Source organism: Desulfospira joergensenii DSM 10085, from assembly GCF_000420085.1.
Lineage (GTDB): Bacteria > Desulfobacterota > Desulfobacteria > Desulfobacterales > Desulfobacteraceae > Desulfospira > Desulfospira joergensenii.
In genome coordinates this window covers 2,189,216-2,210,677 of record NZ_ATUG01000001.1, presented here as the reverse complement: position 1 = coordinate 2,210,677, position 21,462 = coordinate 2,189,216, and the positions used below count along the sequence as shown (strand labels likewise).

The 21,462-nt window shown below is 52.6% G+C and carries 19 protein-coding genes and 1 pseudogene; 17 read left to right on the top strand and 3 right to left on the bottom strand.

The annotated features are described in order from the left end of the window. Positions 1 to 27 precede the first annotated feature (27 nt). From F608_RS0111215 to F608_RS34675, 10 genes and pseudogenes are all read left to right on the top strand, one after another. Positions 28 to 549 (top strand): 4Fe-4S dicluster domain-containing protein, encoded by a 522-nt coding sequence (locus F608_RS0111215; RefSeq protein ID WP_033398104.1) that lies wholly within the window; start codon positions 28 to 30, stop codon positions 547 to 549. Between the two features lie 66 nt (positions 550 to 615). Beyond that, positions 616 to 846, top strand: a complete 231-nt coding sequence (locus tag F608_RS37465) for an FAD-dependent oxidoreductase (RefSeq protein WP_022665733.1) — start codon at positions 616 to 618, stop codon at positions 844 to 846. 105 nt (positions 847 to 951) lie between these two features. After that, entirely contained in the window at positions 952 to 3,714 is a 2,763-nt protein-coding gene (locus tag F608_RS0111205; protein ID WP_022665732.1) for an FAD-dependent oxidoreductase, read from the top strand. An 83-nt stretch (positions 3,715 to 3,797) separates the two neighbouring features. After that, positions 3,798 to 4,118, top strand: a pseudogene (locus tag F608_RS37460) (hydrogenase iron-sulfur subunit); the annotation flags it as partial. A 96-nt stretch (positions 4,119 to 4,214) separates the two neighbouring features. Beyond that, positions 4,215 to 4,550 carry an indolepyruvate ferredoxin oxidoreductase subunit alpha gene (locus tag F608_RS37455; protein ID WP_482156181.1) on the top strand — a complete coding sequence of 112 codons (336 nt, stop codon included), beginning with the start codon at positions 4,215 to 4,217 and terminating at the stop codon, positions 4,548 to 4,550. Positions 4,551 to 4,578: 28 nt separating this feature from the next. Next, the gene (locus F608_RS31545; protein WP_022665730.1) at positions 4,579 to 5,145 is read left to right on the top strand and encodes a 4Fe-4S dicluster domain-containing protein; all 567 of its coding nucleotides are present in this window, start codon (positions 4,579 to 4,581) and stop codon (positions 5,143 to 5,145) included. Next, on the top strand, positions 5,142 to 6,023 hold the full coding sequence (locus F608_RS0111190; protein WP_022665729.1) for a CoB--CoM heterodisulfide reductase iron-sulfur subunit B family protein: 882 nt from the start codon (positions 5,142 to 5,144) through the stop codon (positions 6,021 to 6,023). The genes F608_RS31545 and F608_RS0111190 overlap by 4 nt, the downstream gene beginning before the upstream one ends. A 246-nt stretch (positions 6,024 to 6,269) precedes the next feature. After that, entirely contained in the window at positions 6,270 to 7,082 is an 813-nt protein-coding gene (gene fdhD / locus F608_RS31540) for a formate dehydrogenase accessory sulfurtransferase FdhD (protein ID WP_022665727.1), read from the top strand. Between the two features lie 311 nt (positions 7,083 to 7,393). After that, positions 7,394 to 8,200, top strand: a complete 807-nt coding sequence (locus F608_RS0111170; RefSeq protein WP_022665725.1) for a substrate-binding domain-containing protein — start codon at positions 7,394 to 7,396, stop codon at positions 8,198 to 8,200. 5 nt (positions 8,201 to 8,205) lie between these two features. Then, entirely contained in the window at positions 8,206 to 10,992 is a 2,787-nt protein-coding gene (locus F608_RS34675; protein WP_022665724.1) for a response regulator, read from the top strand. A gap of 5 nt (positions 10,993 to 10,997) precedes the next feature. On the opposite strand, the gene F608_RS0111160 is transcribed toward F608_RS34675, so the two are convergent. Then, a complete protein-coding gene (locus F608_RS0111160; protein WP_022665723.1) occupies positions 10,998 to 11,651 on the bottom strand; it encodes an endonuclease III domain-containing protein in 654 nt (217 codons plus the stop codon). Positions 11,652 to 11,976: 325 nt separating this feature from the next. On the opposite strand from F608_RS0111160, the gene had reads away from it, so the two are divergent. From had to oah, 3 genes are all read left to right on the top strand, one after another. Then, on the top strand, positions 11,977 to 13,089 hold the full coding sequence (gene had / locus F608_RS0111150) for a 6-hydroxycyclohex-1-ene-1-carbonyl-CoA dehydrogenase (protein ID WP_022665721.1): 1,113 nt from the start codon (positions 11,977 to 11,979) through the stop codon (positions 13,087 to 13,089). A 12-nt stretch (positions 13,090 to 13,101) separates the two neighbouring features. After that, on the top strand, positions 13,102 to 13,851 hold the full coding sequence (locus F608_RS0111145; protein WP_022665720.1) for an SDR family NAD(P)-dependent oxidoreductase: 750 nt from the start codon (positions 13,102 to 13,104) through the stop codon (positions 13,849 to 13,851). Between the two features lie 111 nt (positions 13,852 to 13,962). Further along, positions 13,963 to 15,105 (top strand): 6-oxocyclohex-1-ene-1-carbonyl-CoA hydratase, encoded by a 1,143-nt coding sequence (gene oah / locus F608_RS0111140; protein ID WP_022665719.1) that lies wholly within the window; start codon positions 13,963 to 13,965, stop codon positions 15,103 to 15,105. Positions 15,106 to 15,109: 4 nt separating this feature from the next. Here oah and F608_RS0111135 read toward each other — a convergent pair whose 3' ends face one another. Beyond that, positions 15,110 to 16,234 (bottom strand): phage tail sheath family protein, encoded by a 1,125-nt coding sequence (locus F608_RS0111135; RefSeq protein WP_022665718.1) that lies wholly within the window; start codon positions 16,232 to 16,234, stop codon positions 15,110 to 15,112. Between the two features lie 163 nt (positions 16,235 to 16,397). On the opposite strand from F608_RS0111135, the gene F608_RS0111130 reads away from it, so the two are divergent. Beyond that, positions 16,398 to 17,747, top strand: a complete 1,350-nt coding sequence (locus F608_RS0111130) for an MFS transporter (protein ID WP_022665717.1) — start codon at positions 16,398 to 16,400, stop codon at positions 17,745 to 17,747. 50 nt (positions 17,748 to 17,797) lie between these two features. Here F608_RS0111130 and F608_RS0111125 read toward each other — a convergent pair whose 3' ends face one another. After that, positions 17,798 to 18,238: an NUDIX hydrolase gene (locus F608_RS0111125; protein ID WP_022665716.1), complete on the bottom strand. Its 441-nt coding sequence runs from the start codon at positions 18,236 to 18,238 to the stop codon at positions 17,798 to 17,800. A 241-nt stretch (positions 18,239 to 18,479) separates the two neighbouring features. Between F608_RS0111125 and F608_RS0111115 the strand changes: the two genes are divergently transcribed. The 3 genes from F608_RS0111115 to F608_RS0111105 all read left to right on the top strand — a co-directional run bounded on the left by F608_RS0111115 (position 18,480) and on the right by F608_RS0111105 (position 21,455). Beyond that, positions 18,480 to 19,385: an ADP-ribosylglycohydrolase family protein gene (locus F608_RS0111115; protein ID WP_022665714.1), complete on the top strand. Its 906-nt coding sequence runs from the start codon at positions 18,480 to 18,482 to the stop codon at positions 19,383 to 19,385. A 302-nt stretch (positions 19,386 to 19,687) separates the two neighbouring features. Beyond that, entirely contained in the window at positions 19,688 to 20,308 is a 621-nt protein-coding gene (locus tag F608_RS0111110; protein ID WP_022665713.1) for a hypothetical protein, read from the top strand. A gap of 64 nt (positions 20,309 to 20,372) precedes the next feature. Then, positions 20,373 to 21,455 (top strand): DUF6765 family protein, encoded by a 1,083-nt coding sequence (locus F608_RS0111105; protein WP_022665712.1) that lies wholly within the window; start codon positions 20,373 to 20,375, stop codon positions 21,453 to 21,455. Positions 21,456 to 21,462: the final 7 nt, after the last annotated feature.

Here is a 21,462-nt window from a genome sequence, read left to right as displayed (position 1 = left end):
GCGAGGTCAATTGTGACGGAAAAAAAAATGATCAAAACCCTGAAGATCGATGTGGACAAATGCAACGGCTGCCGGGCCTGCGAGGTGATCTGCTCCTCTTTCCACGCCTCTCCCCGGTACAGCTCCAACAATCCGGCAAGATCCCGGATTCGGGTCCTCAGGGACCCCCTGCGCGATGTTTATGTCCCGGTCTATGCCGGGGATTACACCATGGCCGAATGTGCGGGAAGGGATCAATATACCATTGACGGGAAAGTCTATGACGAATGCTCCTTCTGCCGGGCCTCCTGCCCGTCCCGGGAGGAGTTCAAAGAACCCGATTCCGGTCTGCCCCTCAAATGCGATATGTGTGAAGGCGAAGACCAGCCCCTCTGCGTCAAGTGGTGCATGGTGGACGCCCTGACTCTGGAGATTCGCGAAGAAGAGGCAGAGGAGGAGCCGGCTGTACCTGAAGCGGAGACGCTGGAGACCGGCCTGGAAGCCCTGGCCGACAAATACGGACTCAAAACCATCCAGACCGCCCTGGCACGTCTGGCGTTAAAGGAGTAATCCTTGCACCGGCCGGATTACACAAGTGCAGACCCGGGGAATAACCAGATGAAGGGGTAAATATCCATGGAGCAGCCGAAGATATCAGAACGAAACGATCAAAGGGTATTTAAGAACGATATGAAGGACAATTACGGGGATGTGATGATCGTGGGGGGAGGGATCAGCGGGATCCAGGCTTCTCTTGATCTGGCCGCAGCCGGTTTTAAGGTCTATCTTGTTGAAAAATCACCAGCCATTGGCGGGTACATGGCCCAGCTCGATAAGACCTTCCCCACCAATGACTGCTCCATGTGAATCCTGTCTCCCAAACTGGTCGAGGTAGACCGGCAAAAAAACATTGAAGTACTCACCTATACTGAGGTGAAAAGTGTAGAGGGAAAAGCAGGGGATTTTCAGGTAATGCTGACCCAAAAGCCCCGTTATATCATAGAGGACAAATGCACGGGCTGCGCCGTCTGTGCGGAGTACTGCCCGGCAGGATATCCGGACCCATTCAACCAGGGGATATCCGAGAACAAAGCGGTCCATATATATTATTCCCAGGCAATTCCGCTGGTCGCCTATATTGACGAAACCTGTCTTTTTCTGAAAGAAAAAAAATGCAATATCTGTTCTGCTGTATGCCAAAACAAGGCCATTGACTTTACCCAGGTCGAGACACGGATGGAAATCAGGGTCGGCGCCATCCTCCTGGCCCCCGGGCTTGAACCGTTTACTCCCGGCATGACAGACCAGTACGGATACGGGAGAAGACAGAATGTGGTCACCAGTATGGACTATGAGCGGCTCATGTGTGCGACAGGGCCCTATGAAGGTCAGATACTGCGTGAATCCGACAGGAAACATCCTCACAATGTGGCATGGATACAATGCATCGGTTCCAGGCAGGTCGATCAGATGCTGGAGGGCGGCAACTCTTATTGTTCCTCAGTCTGCTGCGCCTATACCCAGAAACAGGTCATCCTCACCAAAGATCATGATCCTGATATCAAATGTACGGTTTTCCATAATGATATTCGTGCATTCGGCAAGGAATTCGAATCCTTTTATCAGCGGGCGGCCGACCTTTCCGATGTACGGTTCATCAAAAGCTATGTCTCGGTGATGAAAGAAGATCCAAAAACCAAGAATATCACGCTCCGCTATTTTACGCCTGAAGAGGGCGTCAAAGAAGAGGAGTTTGATATGGTGGTATTGTCCGTGGGGCTGAATCCGCCTGCCGGGGCAAAGGAACTGGCGCAGAAAATGGGGATTGAGCTGAACCGTCATGGATTCTGCCGCATCTTACCGGAAGCGCCCATGCAGACCTCTCAGCCCGGTATTTATATAAGCGGGGCATTCCAGGGACCTGTGGATATTCCCGAATCGGTCTTCAGTGCCAGCGCAGCCGGATCACAGATCGGCGAACTTCTCAATAAAAGAAGGGGAAAGCTGAGCCGGGAAAGGACCTATCCGCCGGAAGAGGATGTTTCGGATCAGGGTCCTAAAATAGGGGTATTTATCTGTCATTGCGGTGCAAATATCGGACGTGTGGTCGATATCCCTTCAGCGGTTGAGTTTGCATTGACCCTTCCCCATGTTGCCTATGCACAGGAGCAGTTGTTTTCCTGCGCCACAAACAGCGCCCAGGAAATCATAGACAGAATTAAGGAACACGGACTCAACCGTGTGGTGCTCGCCGCCTGTTCCCCGAGAACCCTTGATGCGCTCTTTAAAGACACGGTCCGGGAAGGCGGGCTCAACCCATATTATTTTGAGTTTGCCAACATCCGTGAACAATGTTCATGGGTTCACGCCAAAGAGCAGGAAAAAGCCACAAGGAAATCCAAGGAGCTAATCCGCATGGCAGTGGCCCGTGCCGCCTTTCTTGAACCCCTGCCGGAATTTGAGGTGCCCATAATCAAGCAGGCCATGGTGGTCGGCGGCGGTATCGCCGGAATGACCTGTGCCCTTTCCATTGCAAAGCAGGACCATCACGTTTATCTGATGGAAAAGGACAAGGATCTTGGCGGAATGGCCAGATACATCCATTCCACTCTGGAAGGAATGGACGTGCAGGCCTATCTGGGCGATTTGGTTCAAAAGGTTTACCAGCACCCCCTGGTCCATGTGCATACCGATGCGGTCATTAACGAAACCAGCGGTTATATCGGAAATTTTGTCACCCAGGGAAGGTCTGAAAGTGGAAAATTCAGTATAAAACACGGCGCCACGGTGATTGCTACCGGGGCCGAGCAATACCAGCCGACAGAGTACCTGTACGGAAAAGACGACCGGGTGATGACCCTTCTTGAGCTCGAGGCAAAGCTGGCTGACCAGGATCAGATCGTTTACACGGCAGACTGCCTGGTGATGATTCAGTGCGTGGGCTGCAGAAATGAGGACAACAATTATTGCTCCCGTGTCTGCTGTCAGGCGTCTGTCAAAAACGCTTTGGCGCTCAAAGAGATCAATCCTGCAATGGACGTTTTTATCCTCTACAGGGATATGAGGACCTACGGGTTCAGCGAAGACTATTACAGAAAAGCAAGGGATCTAAAGGTCCGCTTCCTTCGCTATGAGCCGGACAGCGCACCGGCAGTCCGGGCCGGGAATAAAAACGGCAAAGAGGTGTTGACGGTTTCTGTTCTGGACCAGCTTTTGAAGAAAAAAATCCGGATTGAAACCGATGTGCTGGCCCTGGCTGCTGCCGTGGTCCCCTCTGCACAGGCCGTGGATATCTCACAGCAATTCGGCGTGGCCATCAGTCCATCCGGATTCTTTAAAGAGGCCCACGTAAAGTTACGTCCGGTGGAGTTTGCCGCGGACGGACTCTATCTTTGCGGGACCGCCCACTATCCCAAGCGGATACCGGAGGCGATCAGCCATGCCAACGGTGCTGCCGGACGGGTCCTGACCATGCTGTCCCACGATACGGTGACCGTCCCGGGCTCAGTCTGTACCGTGGATGAGAAAAAATGCATGGGCTGCGGGGCCTGCGTGACCGCCTGCACTTACGGCGCCATTGAACTTAAGACATCGAAAAAGATAAGCCGTGCCGAAGTTTTCCCGGTGCTGTGCAAGGGATGCGGACTTTGCAATATGAAGTGCCCGACGGGCGCCATACAGTTGAGGCATTTTACCGATGAACAGATCACAAGCCAGATTGATGCGGCTGTGTAAAGGAGGAAAAAAACATGACTTCAGGATTGGGGTTTGAACCTAAAGTCTTGGGTTTTGTATGCCACTATTGAGCTTACGGCGCTGCCGATTTGGCTGGAGTTTCCAGACTACAATATACAACCGAGATGAAGCTTATTCGCGTCATGTGTTCAGGAAGAATCGACCCTGAGTTTGTTTTCCGCGCCTTTGCAAAAGGGGTGGACGGGGTGTTTATCGGTGGCTGCCTCCTGGATGAATGCAATTTTGTGACCCACGGCAACTACCAGGCCCTGAACATGGTGCTGCTCTGCAGGAAAATAATGGAGCATATTGGCCTTAACCCGGACAGGCTGAGAATAGCGTTTATGTCCTCGGGCGATGGCACGGTCTATGTTGAGGCAGTCAACGGCTTTGTCCGTAAGATAAAGGATTTAGGGCCTATCGGGAGCGAACAAGGAATCAGTGAAGAGAAACTTGCCTTGGAATTTGCCAGGGTGAGAAAGTTGATCCCTTATATCAAAATGGTGAAGCGGGAAAAACTGGAAACCCAGCTTCGAAATGAAGCCACGCGTGAAGACTTCTATACGGTTGAGGAGATGGAAGAGATGTTTGAAAGTGTGGTTTCCTACTATATTGATCCTGAAAAATGCAAGGCGTGCATGATCTGTGCCCGAAACTGCCCTGTTGATGCCATTGAGGGCGGCAAGGGAATGGTACATGTCATAGATCAGGAGGCCTGTATCAAATGTGAAACCTGTTACAACGTCTGCCCGGATAAGTTCGGTGCGGTAACGAAAATTGTGTCCGAACCGGTTCCGGATCCGATGCCGGTGGCCGCTAGAGCGATATCCAGGTAACCTTGGACGATAAGAGAGGGGCATTGAGATGATGACCGAAGAAGAGATCCCCATTAAAGGGAAAACCTATGATTTCAGTGATGCCGTGAAGGCGGCGGATGGAATTGAAGTCAGCTGGTGCTACCAATGCGGTAAATGTGCCGGCGGCTGCCCCCTGGCCTGTGAAATGGATCTGACGCCGACCCAGCTTATCCATGCAGTTCAGCTCGGGCTTAAGGATCTTGTCCACAACAGCAAAACCATGTGGCTGTGCTCTTCGTGCCAGACATGCACGACCCGGTGTCCCCAGAACGTGGACGTGGCCGGGGTGATGGCTGCGGTCAAGGTTGTCATGCAGCAGGAGAATGCAGAGGCAAAGGTTCCGGCGGTCCTGGCGTTTAACCAACGTTTTCTTGAGAACATCAAGTTGTTCGGACGAACCTATGAACTGGGCATGGTCGCCCTGTATAAACTTAAGACACTGAGTTTCACCCAGGACTTAGGGTTGGGGGTTGAGATGCTCAAAAGAGGCAAGTTCAAGATACTGCCCCGCTTTGTGGGATCATGGTCGGTGCGTAAAATATTTATGCGGGCCCGAAGGCAGGAAAAAATATGAAATATGCATACTATCCGGGGTGCTCCCTTCATTCAACGGCAGAAGAGTATGATTGTTCGTTAATGGCGGTATGCCAAAAAATGGATATTCAGCTTGTTGAGGTTGAAAAGTGGGTTTGCTGCGGCTCCACCGCTGCCCATAATAAATCCAAGTTACTTGCCGCAGCCCTGCCCATGGCCAGTTTGGCCCTGATGCAGAAAATGGGGTTTGAAGAACTTATTGTTCCCTGTCCGGAGTGCTTTTCAAAACTCAAGAAAGCCCAGCACCATATTGCCCATGATAAAAAGGCAAAGAAGGCAGTGGCCGATATCATTCAGACCCAGTGTAATGACGAAGCAAAGATTTACCATCCGCTGAAAATATTTTCCGAGGATCCCTTGCTTTCAAGGATCCCGTCCCTTGTGAAACGGGATCTTTCCGGGCTGAAAGTCGCCTGTTATTACGGATGCCTGATCACCCGGCCTCCTCAAATCGCTCAGTTCGACAATTGTGAATCCCCTGAATCAATGGACAAGGTGCTGAGGGCAGCCGGTATACAGACCCTGGATTGGAACCATAAGACCCGGTGCTGCGGATCCTCCTTTGCCGTTTCCCAACCGGAGATTGTGGTGAATCTGAGCCGGCAGGTAATAGACGATGCAAAATCGGCAGGCGCGGATGCCATTGCAGTGGGATGCCCCGTCTGTCATGTTAATTTGGATTCCCGGCAGCCGGATATGGAGAAAAAATTCAGCACCTCATATGATATGCCGATTCTTTATTTTTCTCAACTTCTCGGTTACAGCTTCGGCATCTCATCAACGGACCTGTTGCTTCACAGGCATATGACAAAAGCCGAGACCGTGCTTGAAAGCATCAAGCAACCCGTTGCGGGATAAAAAGGAAAGGCCGGAAAATGGGCCTCAGATCCTTGAATGCCGGGATAGCAGAGTCTTGGTTCTCCTGATAATTTCAGCAAATCAGCGTTATAATCCATCTTCCATCTCCAGGCCGCTTTCGTATTGGTCCGTTCCCTTGCCTTTCCGGGATCTTCCTGATACATCCGTGGCTGAAAAAGGAAGGGATTCACAGGATAAAAAGCCGGGGAGGGAAGGAAAATAAAAAACGTAAACTCGTTTCAGGTATTGAAAACCGACAAAGAAAGCGGTTCGGCCGGCTCCTTTGAGCGGACCGAAACCACAGACCAGATAGAAACCATCGAACTGATCGGAGAGGAACCTTTTCTGATCCGGGTGGATGACAAACCCTATTCGGTGGTCATGCGGACCCCGGGAGATGAGCTGGCCCATGCAGCCGGGCTCTGCCTGGGTGAGGGGATCCTGGATTCCCCTGATGACTTCAAGACCCTGGGGTATGATGAAAACCTGGATCCCAATGTGGTGGATGTCTGGCTCACCCCGGAACGGCAGAAAAAGATCCCGGATATCTTGAAGAGAAAAACCTATATCAGTCAGACCAGCTGCGGCATCTGCGGCAAGCAGATGATCCGGGACCTGGACCAGGTGTTGAGGCCTGCGCAGGACGGTTTCACAATCCGGACGGATCAGATCTTTGAATGTGTGAACCGGCTCTTCCAAAATCAGAGTATCTACCCCAGAACCCGGGGATCCCATGCCTCCATTCTCTTTGATAACGATCTTAAGGTGCTCGCCTTTGCCGAGGATGTGGGCCGGCACAATGCCCTGGACAAGGTCCTGGGAAAGGCATTTTTGGACAGAACCCTGGACCGGGCCGGGCTGGTTGTCATGTCCTCCAGGATCAGCTATGAGCTGGTTCAGAAGGCGGCCCGGGCCGGGCTGCCCATGATGGTCTCCAAGTCCAGGCCCACGGCCCTGGCCGCGAAAATGGGCCGGAATTTGAACATGACCCTGGCCTGTGCCTTTGAGAAAACCAAATTGATCATACTCTGCGGGGAACAGAGAATAAGCAGGATTTGAGGATATCCCCATCAAAACAGGAAGATCGGCTCTGGGTTTTATGCTTTCTCACCCAAGTCCATAGGAGGGCAAAGTGAAGATTCTCACCCCTGCAAAAAAAGTCGTTGACGTGGAATTGACCATCCGGGTCCGGGACGATTTTGTCCGGGTCTGCTTTGATACTGTTTTTTAAGCAACCCAACAAAATTTTGAATTTTGTCAGAGGATAGTGTATCTTCTTGTTTATACTAGTTATTTTTTATAGATAAAATTGACGGATGTAATTCAATTCGTTAAGCGCCAAGGATCATTTACCAGATGAAAGGAAAATCATGAGACCGAGTGCGTTTTTTTTATCCGCCTGCATGGCGGTTTTTATTCTCATGGCCCAGCCGGGCAACGGCAGTTCCGAGGAGCTTGTCATTGTCGGCACCGGTGCCGGAATGCCGGTTCTTGATGCGGTTGGAAAGGCATTTACCCGGGAAAATCCGGGAATCGATATCTTGGTGCCCGAAAGCATCGGCTCGGGAGGCGGGATAAAGTCGGTGGGAATGGATGTTTTTCTCCTGGGCCGGGTGGCAAGGGATATTTCGGACAAGGAAAAGAAATATGGTCTGGTTCAGCAGCCCCTGGCAAAGCTGCCCATTGTTTTTTATGTCAACAGCAGTGTCTCTTTGGTCAGCATCACGCCGGAACAGGCCTGCCGCATTTACAGCGGCACAACCCGGAAATGGGAGGATATCGGAGGCGGGAAAGGATACATCCGTGTGATCAGAAGGGAAGAGGGAGACAGTTCTCTGACGGTTCTGCTCCGCACCCTGCCCGGGTTCAAGGATATCACCCCGACCCGGATTTCAAAAATCACCTATACGGACCAGGAAACCCTAAACGCCTGCCTGGATCAGGAGGACAGCATCGCATACGGCACCCTGTCGGACGTAAGAGACATCTCCGGAATCCGGGCGCTTAAACTCGACGGTGTTGCCCCCTCAGACCCGGACTATCCCCTTTTCGGCCCCCTTGATCTCGTGTACAAGGAAAAAAATGTCAATGGCAGCCTGAAAAAGTTTCTGGGGTTCATTTCCTCTGATGCGGCCAGAAAAGCGATCATGGATGCGGGCGGGAGCCCTGTAAATTAAAAAGAATGGTCATCAGAAAAAAAATAGTCTTTTCCACGATTGGCATGGTCTTTCTGGCCGTCCTTCTGACCGTGGCAGGTGTTTTGGGCCTTTTAAACAAAGGGATTGAAACCCAGACCCGGGAACTGCTCCAGGAGCTTGAAATCCAGTCCGGCCAGCGCATCAAATCCGGGAAAAAGATTTTACTCAATACCCTTGCCTACCATATTCAAAGAACCAATTCGGAAACAGCCGATGCCTGCCTGGATACCGGGATAAGGGAAACGGCCGGCAATGGTCAGTGGAAAGCCCTGTTCGCCAGGATGTCGGAGATTTGCGCAAAGGCGGATATTGATTTTATGGTGGTTTTCGACACCCGGGGAAGGGTGCTGGTCTCTTTTCCGTCCATGATGGACGAGGAGGTTGCCGAAGCCCATTTTAAGGAACTCGGCCTGTTCAGCCGTTTTGCTCCTGCCATTGCCCAAAGGGATCTGACCGACAACCGGGCGGTTTCATCCATTGAAAAATGGAACCCAAACACACGCCGGGCATACAATATTGACTGCAATGAAACCGAAGATATCGTGGTTCTGTCGGCAGGGGTTATTCCCAATGATTATATGGATGAACCCATCGGATATGTTTTGACCGGCATAAACTGCAGACGGCTCTCTGTGCCCTTTCATCATTTTTTCAAAACCACCGGTCAGATATCTTTGTTGATGGACGATCAGATCCCCCTGATATGGGCAGGGATATCCATTGATCAAAAAGAGAGAATAAAAGAGTCCAATGCCTTTGTTTTTGATCCCATCAAGACCACCGGCCCCGGCAATTCCCGGATCAATCGTGTTGAACTTGCGGGAAAATCTTACCATTGTCTGTCCATCTTGCTGGTGGATCTTTTAAAAGCCGGAGAAGCGTCTGAAAGGATAAGGGTATCCCCGGCGGCTTCAAACTGCCGGATCATTGTGGGTGAGCCTGCCGGATTGATTGATACTGCCGGCGGAAAAATTATTAAAGAAGGCAGGGCCATTAAGAAGAGGATTTTGATAACCGCCCTGTTCATCACATTCATGGTGCTGGCCGTAACCGCCGGCCTCATGGGGATGATCGGCAGAAAAATATCACGGCCCATTGCATTGGCCGCGCAGATGTCCGATAAAATAGCCTCCGGCGATTTGGACCATGTCCTGGACGAAACCGGCACAGATGAAACCCATACGCTCTCAAAATCCATGAATCTCATGGCGGCAAATTTAAAGGCACTCAAAAGTGAAAATGAAGGCCATATCAAAGCCCTTGAAGAGAGCGAAAGCCGATTTCGAATCCTTTTTAACTCCTCCCACCAGGCCATTGCATTGATTGAAAAGGATACCGGTATATTCGTCGACGCCAATGCCAGGCTCTGTGAGATGTCAAAATACGATAAAAATGAAATCATCGGAAAAAATGCGGAAGAATTCGGGTTCTTTTTTGAGGATGAAGGAACCCGCCTCACGGACCGGCTGAACCAATTGGATCAGGTCAAGGAAGAGGAGGCGGATCTTCGTGTAAAAGGAGGACCCGTGATCCGTATCCTGGTTTTTGCCGTGCCCATCAGAATTAAAGCCAGGGATTTTTTTCTCATTGAATTTTATGATATCACGGAAAAAAAACGTCTGGAGTCCCAGCTGAAACAGTCCCTGAAAATGGAATCCATCGGTACCCTTGCCGGCGGAATTGCCCATGATTTCAATAATATCCTGGGGATTATCCTGGGCAATGCCGAACTGGCCCTGGAAGAACTGGAGGCGGCCCACCCCGCCTGTGAGAGTCTTGAGTCTGTAAAGACGGCAAGCCTCAGGGCCGCTGAGATTGTTTCCCAATTGTTAAACTTCAGCCGGGGGTCGGAGCAGGAGCTAGGCGTCATCGATGTTGCACCCGTGATCAATGAAACCCTGGATTTTTTGCGGTCCAGCATTCCGAGTACCGTTCAGATTCAAAGGCAGATTCAAAGATCTGAACTCCCTGTGGTGGCAGACCCGGTTCAGATCAAGCAGATTATCATGAATGTAAGCATCAATGCCTATCAATCCATGAAGGATTCCAAAGGCACCATTGATGCCCGTGCCGGGATCACAGATGTCGATTTTGCGACTGCAAGGGCAAACAAAGATCTAAAGCCGGGCAGGCATGTGCAAATAGAGATCGCAGATGACGGGTCCGGCATCCCGCCGGAGAGCATGGACCGGATTTTTGACCCCTATTTCACGACCAAGGAGTTTGGAAAGGGATCCGGAATGGGGCTGACAGTGGTTCTTGGAATTATTAAAACCCATCAAGGGGCCATCATGGTGGACTCCAAACCCGGAAAGGGCACACGGGTTTCCATCTATCTGCCCCTGGCGGCCGCAAGCCTTCCCGACTCAAAACTCATTTCTGAACCGGATAATCTATTTCATGGAAGCGGCACAATTCTTTTTGTGGATGACGACAGGAAAATTGTTGAAATTTTCGACAAGATGCTCACACGGATCGGTTACCGGGTTAAGGCATATACAGACCCCCTGGAGGCGTTGGCGGCATTTAAATCAGATCCCGGTTTCTTTGACCTGGTGATCACGGATATGACCATGCCGAAAATGACGGGAGCCGATCTGACGGAAATCCTCAAGGCCGAACGGAACGATATTCCCATCATTATCTGTACCGGCCACAGCGATCTCATGGATGAGAATAAAGCCAAAGATATCGGTGTGGCCGCATTTATCATGAAACCTGTCGTATTCAAAGAGATGTCGCATAGGATTCGTCAGGTGCTGGAAAAATAAGGGCCCTATGCTTTTATTTTCCTTGGCGTAACCCCTTTCTTGGGGCAGTCGCCCTCAATGGGACATCGGTGGCAGAGGGGGGAGACCGGGCGGCAGACAGCCTGGCCGAATGCCACCAGGATGGAGTTGACCTCTTTCCAATGCTTTTTCGGCAGTTTTTTTCTCAGGGCCTGCTCGGTCTCCAGAGGGGCTTTGGTTTTCACATATCCCCAGATATTCATGATCCGGTGAACATGGGTATCCACACAGATGGCATCCTTGTCAAAGGCCACGGCCCTCACCAGGTTGGCCGTTTTCCGGCCCACCCCGGGCAGGGTGATCAGATCCTCGATTTCTTCGGGCACCCGGCCGTTAAAAGCCTCCAGGGCCCGGGGCAGTTTTTCCAGGTACCCGGCCTTGGACTTGTAAAAGCCCACGGGAAAGATGAGTTCCTGGATTTTTTCCCTGGAAAGAAGGGCAAGACCCGGCCCATCCGGGGCCTCTTTGAAAAGTCGTTTTGAGGCCTCCGCAGTCACTTCGTCCCGGGTCCGGGCCGATAAAATGGTGGCCACCAGAACCTTGAAGGGGGAGCGGGTCTGGACGGCAATCAGGTCCACCACGGGCACCTGAAAGGTGGCCACCTCTTTTTTCAGGGTTTCTATGAATCCGGATATGTTCACGTTTATTCCTTTTTCCGATGTTTTAGAGCCGGATCATCTTACACCCGGTCCGGTTGGGAAACAAGGCCCGATTTCCAAAGAAAACTCCCTTGGCGGACATCCGGCCCTGTTCCTGGAAAGGGTCCGGGCCTGGCATGGGGATAATTGTCGGCAGACAAATAAGTCCTTGACTTATAGCTGTATTGTATCTATTTAGTATCTAAGCCACCCTTGAATTCCAGGCTGTTTTTCAAGGGTTTTGTGCCGGCCCCGCCATTTTCACCGGCGGTAAAGCAGGGGAATGATTCAGAAGACCTCTTTTTAAAGAAAGCAAAAGGAGAAACCCATGGGCAATATTCCTGAAAAGATCTGGACCTGGCAGATGGTCAGTCCCTTTAAGAAGGAGAGGGAAACCGGAGAGGTGTTTCCGGGCAGGCTTGAAAAAACCCGGATAGATGTTCCGAAACTCAATCCCGGTGAGGTCCTGGTGGAAGTGGCCGGATGCGGAATCTGTCATACGGATCTGGGGTATTACTACTACGGGGTGCCCACGGTGAATCAGCCTCCCCTGACCCTGGGCCATGAAATCTCCGGGGTTGTGGTGGATGCGGCCGGGGATGTCTCGGCCTGGCTCGGAAGGGAGGTCATTGTCCCGGCGGTAATGCCCTGCCGTGAATGCCATCTGTGCAAGACCGGCCGGGGCAATAGATGTCTTTCCCAGAAAATGCCGGGCAATTCCATGGGAATTTACGGAGGGTTTTCCAGTCATATTCCCGTGCCTGCCCTTGATCTCTGTCCGGTGACGGACAGGGGGGATATCTCCCTGGAAGAACTGGCCGTGGTGGCGGATGCCGCCACCACCCCCTTCCAGGCGGCCAGACGGGCAGATGTCCAGACGGGTGACCATACCATCGTCATCGGGGTCGGCGGGGTGGGCCAGTACATGGTCCAGATTCTCAAGGCCCTGGGAGCGGCAACGGTCATTGCCGTGGATATCAACCAGGAGCGCCTGGATGTCATGGAGAAGAACGGGGCTGATTTTATTGTCAACTCCATGGGAAAAACCCCCAGGGAAGTGAGCGGTGAGATCAAGGCATTCCGAAAGAAAAAGGGCCTGCCCAATTTCGGGTGGAAGATCTTTGAGGTTTCCGGGACCCGGCCGGGTCAGGAGCTGGGACTGGGTCTGCTCAGCTTCACCGGAAAGATGGTGGTGGTGGGATTCGGTCCCCACAAGGTGGAGTACTCCATATCCAGGCTCATGGCCTTTGACGCCGAACTCATCGGAACCTGGGGATGCCTGCCCGAATATTACCCTTCGGTCCTGGGCATGATCACCTCGGGCCGGATCAACTTCAGGGATTTTGTCCAGACCCGGCCCATGAGCACCATTGTGGAGAGTTTTGAGGAGGCCCATACCCAGTCACCGGACCGGAGAATCGTCCTGGTCCCTGACTTTTAACCCGGGGGCAGAATGAGACTTCAAGGAAAAAAAGCCATTATCACCGGCGGGGCAAGGGGAATCGGCCGGGCCGTGGCCCTGCTCTTTGCCCGGGAAGGGGCCGATGTTCTGATCAACGATCTCCATGAGGATGGGGCTGTCCGGCAGACCCTTGGTGAAATACAGGACCTGGGCAGAAAGGCCGCCTTTGCCGCCGCAGACGTCTCCTCCCATGGAAGCGCCCGGGACATGGTTCAAGCGTGCATCAAGGAGCTGGGCCGGGTGGATATCCTGGTGAACAACGCCGGCGTGTCCAGGCCGTCCATGTTTCTCAAGATGAAGGAGCAGGACTGGGACGAGGTGGTGGGCGTTCATTTAAAGGGGATCTTCAACACCACCCAGGCTGCGGCCCGTCACATGAAAGAGCAGAAATCCGGCAAGATCATCAACGTGATCTCCTCGGCCGGACTTTTCGGCACCATCGGCCAGATCAACTATGCCTCGGCCAAGGCCGGGGTGATCGGATTTACCAAATCCGCCTCCCGGGAACTGGGCCGATACAATATCAACGTCAACGGGGTCTGCCCCGGAATCACCAAAACCCAGATGACCGGCAAGCTCCAGTCCGATGAAAAACTGCGCTCAATCTACGAATCCAGGATCCAGCTGGGCAGATTTGCCGAACCCGGAGATATTGCCCCGGCCTTTTTGTTCCTGGCCTCTTCCGATGCAGATTATGTTACCGGGCAGATATTGAACGTCGATGGAGGTTATATCGGGTAGTTTTGATCCAAACACAGGACTTTGATTTGGATATTGGTTTTTAAAAAATAAAATCCAAGGCCGTCCTGTCGGTTTTGGATAAAAAAATTGAGATTTTAAAAAGGAGGAAACATGGCCCTTGAATGGATGCCCAGGGACAACGGATTTAAGGATCACACCCTTCACACCAGCCCTTTCTGGGGAACTGAAGATGACGCTCCCTGCGTGATCTACGAGAAAAAGCCCCTGACCGACCCCAAAGGGGAGACCGTGGAAGGTCTGTTTGTCACCTGGATCACCCTGAACAATCCCAGGCAGTACAACTCCTATACCACGGACATGGTCAAGGGGGTGATCGCCGGATTTGAAAACGCCTCCCTGGACCGGAGCGTCGTGGCCGTGGTCTTTACGGGAACCGGACCCTATGCCTTCTGCACGGGAGGGAATACCAAGGAGTACTCGGAGTACTATTCCCGGAGACCCGAGGAGTACGGCCAGTACATGGAGCTGTTCAACCACATGGTGGATTCCATTCTGGCCTGTAAAAAACCCGTGATCTGCCGGGTCAACGGCATGCGGGTGGCCGGGGGGCAGGAGATCGGCCTGGCCTGCGACCTGGCCGTGTCCTCGGACCTTGCCATCTTCGGCCAGGCAGGTCCCAGGCACGGTTCCGCCCCGGCCGGGGGATCGAGTGATTTTCTTCCCTGGTTCCTGACCATGGAGGATGCCATGTGGAACTGCGTCTCCTGCGAAATGTGGTCTGCCTATAAGATGAAGGCCAAGGGCATGATCTCCAAGGTGGTTCCGGTCCTCAAAAAGGACGGCCAATGGGTGAGAAACCCGATGATCGTAACGGACAGGTATATTGAAGAGGGGGAGATCGTCTACGGCGAATATAAGTCCGGCCGGGATTTCAAGGAGGGAAAAACCCTCTTAAAAGAGCTTCAGCCCAAGGCGGATTTTGAGCTTCTGGATAAGGAAGTGGACAAGGTGGTCTGGAAATTTGCCAATCTTTTCCCGGGATGCCTGATCAAGTCCATTGACGGAATCCGTCAGAAAAAGAAGTTCTTCTGGGATACCATGAAAAACGACCACCGCCACTGGTTGGCCGCCAACATGGGCGGGGAAGCCTTCCTGGGATTCGGCGCCTTTAACACCAAGAAGATCACGGGTCAGGATACCGTTGATTTCATCAAGTTCCGCCAAAACCTGGCAGAGTCCAGGCTCTGGGATATGGACATGTTTGCGGAGGTCATGGGCCGTCCCGAGGAATAACCAATCATTTTCCGGAAATGGCTTGCTGAATCCTCAGGACGATGAATTCTGCAGGTCTTAAAAGGGCAATGCCGATTTCAATGATGAGACGTCCCTGGTCGATATCCGCCTGGGTCATGGTCTCTCCCCGGCCGCACCGGACATAAAAGGCCTCGGAGTCTTTGGCTCCCTGCAGGGCGCCTTCCCGGAAAAGATTGCCCAGGAACAGAGCGATTGTCTGCTTCACCCGGATCCACAGGTTGGAATCATTGTGTTCAAACACGGCCCACCGGGTTCCACGGGAGATGCTTTCTTCAATCATCATTGCCGTTCGCCGGATCGGAACATACCTCCATTCAGGATCCCGGGACAGGGTTCTGGCCCCCCAGACAACGGTTCCCGTCGGTTCAAATTTCCGGATGGCATTTATCCCGGCGGGATTGAGGCGGTCCTGGTCCGGATCGGTTATTGTACATGAAGGTTTTCCGGTCCCTTTTAAAAGAGCATCCAGACCGGCCGGCGCCTTCCACACCCCTTTGCTGAGATCGGTTCTGGCATAAAGCCCGGCAATACCGCCCGAGGGAGGGGACAATACCGGTTGCCTTCCCGAGGAATCCAGGATCCATGGAAAGTATACCGCCCCCCGGGAACCGGCGGGATTCAGCCGGCTTTTAAAGGCCAGGGCATGGGAAGCACTCCTGTCCCCGCGGCCGGTTTCGCCGATGTAAAACAGGTTTCGGCGGTTTTCGCAGTATTCCATGCCGGCATCCGTTATCCAGGAAGTGCCGATTCCGGGTGCTGCCAAAAGGCTGATCTCATCGATATCGTCCAGAGCATGGAAGGCCTTTGTAAATAGATCCGGCTGGGAAACTCCGGACATCCGGGTTGGGGCCGGTACCCGGACAATATAACAGCGCTTCCCCCCGTTCATAAAGAAATGATCCACACTCTGGGCCAGAAAGGAATCGTCGATAATTGTGCCGAAATGATCCTGGTATTCCTGCCGGGTTTGAACCGGCACGGCCCTGTTCAGGTCCCCTTTTTGGGTTTTTCCCACAAATGCGGCCGTGGTGGTGTCACAGGCCCGGATGGACGGATCTCCCGAAGGAATTTCGTCGATATAAATTCCCGGGTAAGAGATGTGAGGCATTTGATTTCTCCCTGGATGATATGAATTTACTAATCATACCTTCCCTGGTATAAAAGATCAATGCAGGAGAAAGCAGCCGCAGGCTAAATCTTATTGAGATTTCTGCTGGATATGGACTGGGATAGGGATCGGGACAAACAAAGGGAAAAGGATACTGACGGATATGGGAACTGCCGAAAAATCATCTGATTTATCTCCGTTTTCCATTCCCAATATCCGGCTCTTCATCGCTTTCCGGGTTTTTTTCAACTCCAGGTTCTACTATCCGGTGTTTACGGTTCTGTTCCTTGATTTCGGCCTGACCCTGGCTCAGTTTTCCATCCTCAATGCAGTCTGGGCCGCCACCATTGTCCTGGCAGAGGTTCCGTCCGGGGCCCTGGCAGACATCATGGGGAGAAAACGCCTCCTGGTCTTTGCCGCATCAATCATGGTGGTGGAGGTCGGGATCATCAGCTTTGTTCCCAGGTCCCATGTGTCCATTGTATTCTGGGTCTTTCTGGTGAACCGGATCCTCAGCGGCCTGGCCGAAGCCGCTGCCTCCGGAGCGGATGAGGCCATTGCCTATGACTCCCTTGCCGCAGAGGGGGATCCTGAGCAATGGGGGCGGATCCTGGAGATTCTCATGCGGTTCCAGTCCGTGGGGTTTATCATTTCCATGGCCCTGGGGGCTGCGGTCTATGACCCGGCCCTGGTGGACCGTGTCTGTTCTTTTTTGGGTGCTGACCTTGGGATCACCCAGGCGATCACCATGCGGTTTCCTTTGTATCTGACCTTTGCCCTGGCCCTTTTGGCCCTGGCCGCAACCCTGAAGATGAAGGACCCGGGGACCGGGAAAGATTCGGCCCGGTCCAGGGAGATGAAACCGGCCCAGGCCTTTGGTCTCACCCTTGCGGCAGGTCTCTGGATTTTAAAGACTCCCTTTGCCATGACCGTGATCCTCTTCGGGATGCTTTTTGACGGGCTGATCCGGGTGGTCATTACCCTGTCCAGCCAGTACTACCGGGTCATTGATCTGCCGGAATCCCTTTTCGGCATCATGGGATCCATGGTGGCCCTTCTGGGCCTGGTGATCCCGAAAATCGCCCGGAAAATAGCAGAAAACAGGCCCCCCTCCCATGCCCTCTGGATCACGGCGGGCCTGGCTGCCACCGGGCTTTTGACCATGAATCTGTTCTGGCCCTATGCCGGAGTGATCCCGGCCCTGATCACCTTCAGCGCCATGTATTTCACCGGTTTTTTTGTCAGTTTCTATCTCAACCGGGCCGCCTCTTCGGACCAGAGGGCCACGGTCTTAAGTTTTAAGGGCCTGTCCTACAATATCTCCTACGGATTGCTGGGACTGCTCTACGCAGTTCTCTTGAAAACAGGGAAACAGGGAATGCAGGGCCCGGGTCTGGAGGACAGAGTATTCATGGATACCTTTGCCTGGTTCCCCGGGACCTTTGCCGCCGGGTTTCTCCTCTGCCTGGCCCTGTTCTTCATCTGGCTGAGAAAGGCTGGGCCTGAAATCTGATATCCGGATCCTGAAAAGCGGGTTCGGTCCTGACAAAAGGATGGGGGGCTTTATCCGAAATCATATCGATTGCGGAGCAGATCCCGGGTTTTGGGGTTGATCTCCATGCGGTCCAGCTGGTCCGCCGAAACCCACTCTGCCTTTTCTGCGTCATCTCCTGCCCGGATCTCCCCGCCCAGATATTCAGCCTCGAAATCCACGATATAGTAATGATACCGGATCTTCCCGTCCCGGTCCCTCTCAATGGACTCAAAGGAATAGACCGGTTCCCCGGCCCGGATCCGGATCCCGGTTTCCTCTAAGATCTCCCTCTGGACGGCCTGCTTCAGGGTCTCCCCCAGCTCCACACTGCCCCCGGGAATGGCCCAGACCCCCTTGGCCGGAGGATTTCCCCGCTGGACCAGGAGGATCCTGTCCTCCTTGAAGACCACGGCTCCCACGGCCAGGGCCGGGCGGTTAGGATACTCTTTGGGATTATTTTTGTTCAACATTGGAAGGCCATATATATCTGTTTTTGTCTCAGAGCCCAAGACTGCCTTAAATCCGGGGTAAGGTCAAGGCAAGACCCGTAAAGGGCTGAAAAAATCCTTTTATCATTTCAAATCAGACTTATATTTTATATACTTGTTTTGTTTCACCCTTTTCCAGAATCCGGCATCTATCCCGGACCGGCCGTCTGGACGCCATCTCCGGCACAGGACAGCCCGGGTCAGATCCAAAGGAGGATTTATCATGAATGAAAATGCACAGGCCATGGTTATGGCATCCCTTGCGGCAGATTCCCTGGCCCTGGGGGTTCACTGGATCTACGATACCCAGGTTCTTGAGTCGGATTTCGGACTCGTTGACCGTCTTTTGCCCCCGAAACCGGGCTCCTACCATTCCACCAAGAAAAAGGGAGAATTTACCCATTACGGTGACCAGTCCCTGGTCCTCCTGAAATCCGTGGCCCATTCCGGCGGGTTTGATCCCAATGATTTTTTTGATCTGTGGCAGGAGTTGTTCCGGGAGTATAATGGGTATATTGACGGAGCCACCCGGGCCACCCTGGAGAATATTGCCCAGGGAAAAGGCCCCTATAACAGCGGATCAGGCTCCGATGATATTGCCCCGGCTTCACGGATTCCTTCCCTGGTTCTGAGCCTGGGAGATGATCCGGACCAGCTCATTGAGGCGGTCCGGGCCCAGACCATCATGACCCATAATGATCCGGACACCATCGACAGCGCTGCATTTTTTGCCCTTGTCTCCCTGGAGTGCCTGGGGGGCGCGGCACCCTCAAAAGCGGTTCTCGGGATCGCCGAAACCCGGTTCAAAGACTCCCCCATTGCCCAATGGACCCGTCAGGGGCTGGAGGCTGCCGCCGAGGACAGTGTTACGGCCGTGGGCCGCCTGGGCCAGTCCTGTCACACCGGTGATGCCTTTGCCGGCATCATCCAGATCATTGCCCGGTATGAGGAAAATCTTTCCCAGGGAATCGTGGCCGCGGTCATGGCCGGGGGGGACAACGCGGCACGGGCCAGCCTGGTGGCCATGATCCTGGCTTCGGCCCGGGGAATGGATACGAAAACCCGGGAATGGTTCCAGGGACTGGAACAAAAGGAAACCATACTCCAATGTCTGGACAGGCTGTCCTGACCCAACCTTAAAAAATCATTCGAACCCCGGTCCGTTTTTCCCTGGGAGAAATCCAAGGCCCTTATCTGATTTTTCTTGAAACCCCGGGCCGGGTTATGGTAGATAATTTCTGATCATCCATTCAATCTGAAATCTTCGCCCTGCTGAAAAGATTATTAAAAAACTGCGACTGATCCGGTCCTGCATCTGAAATCATCTCATCTACAATTGCGCCCGGAAGATGGCCGGAATTGGAATTTTCCGGAGTGCCGGACCATTGATCCGGATTTCATGTCTGTCAATATTTTTTAAAAGGAGGGGGCGTGCTTGGGAAAAGAATAAAGATAAAAATCCTTTTGACGGTCTGTACGGTTCTGCTGACGGTTTCTCCGGTCAATGCAATGGTAAGAGATTTTGATCCGGACAAGATGACCATGGCTGCCGGCGCCATGGGCAGTCTGATCGGGAGCCTTCCCATGAATCCGGCTTTCCAGAATGCCGCAAAGGAAAAAAAAATACATTACCGCCACCGGGAGTTGGAAAAAATCAGAGAGGTTATTTTTGAATTAAATTCTTATCTGTCCGGACTTCGCGATGTTGCCAGGCGAAATGCCCTGAATGAATCGCTTTTGGAAACCTGTTCCGAAAAAATTCACCAGGGCGTTAAGGAAATCGAAGATTGGTTTCAGGAGTTTTCCAGGACCGGATTAATACAGAGATTCGGTAATCCCCGGCAGTCTGAACAGCAGATAAAACAGATAATGGACCTTTTAAGAGAGTCCCATTGGGCCGTCTCAAAGGATATCATGGGGAATCTTGAATCCAAAAGCCGGAGAAGAGAACCTACGGCAGATCTCAGCTATCTGCTGGACGGCCTGATCATGAACCTCGGAAGCCTGGATATGGCCGTAATGAATATAGGAAACATGCTGGACCAAAGATGATTTTTCCGGAAAACCGGAATAACAGCCAGCCCTTAATAAAAAGATAACCAAAAGGAGAAGAATCATGCAGATAGATTTTCACCACGGGGTAACCTATGTCACGGCCAGGGCCGCGGGATTCGAACATCCTGAGGCGGAAAAAATCGCCTATTGCGCCCAGTATGTGGATGACGCCGTAAAAACCGGAACCATAGGATTTCAAAACAAGGCCATATACGCCCGGGTCTGCTCCGCCCACAGCATGATGGACTATAGGAACATGGAGGCCCTGGCCAATCACCGGGTCTGGATTCCCTTTCATTTCCTTCCCGGCAATGACCGGAAACAGGCCTGGGAAAATCCCGGACAGAAGTTCACTGAAAAGGTCATCTGCAGGAAGAACAGTCCCGTGGCCAAGGATATGATTGCCGCCTGCATCCGGGACAGGGACAAGCCTTTTGCCCTCCACCGGCTAGGCATTACCATGCATGTCTATGCAGATACCTGGGCCCACAGGGGATTTGCCGGGATCAACAATGAGGTCAACGATATCAGCGATCTTGAGAATCTCAGCGACGATAAATACGAAACCCAGGAGCATCTTTGCGGATTTTTTGGAAAACTCTTTGACCGGGTCAAGAGTAAATTTGTGGGGGATGCTCTTCCTTTAGGGCATGGGGCTGCCCTCTGCTTTCCGGATCTTCCCTATCTGGAGTGGCAGTATACAGATTCCAAGGGGAAACCGGTGAAACGGAACAATACCCTCGACTTCCTGGATGCGGCCGATCATCTCTGCCGGGCCATGGAACAATTCCGGGCCGGATCTGTGGAGGCGCCCACAATCGGGCTCAGTGAGGAGTACAAGGGAAAAATTAAGGAGATCTTCACGACCTTTACCAATGAGGAAGGAGAAGAGCGCCACCAGGGATGGATGGAAAGAATCCGGGAGGGGTTTTTCCCCTTTGGACCGGGAAATCCCGCCTACGATCCCTGCGGGAAAAGATCCTGGAAATACCTTTCCCTCGGGACCACAAAAGACTTTCAGGAGTATAATTGGAACAGCACCTTTCTGAACAGTGACTGGAAATTTTTCCATGATGCCCTGCTGGACCACAGGTTTACCCTTCTCCATGAAATCCTTCCCAAGTACGGCATCTGTGCCGCTTAAGCAAAAG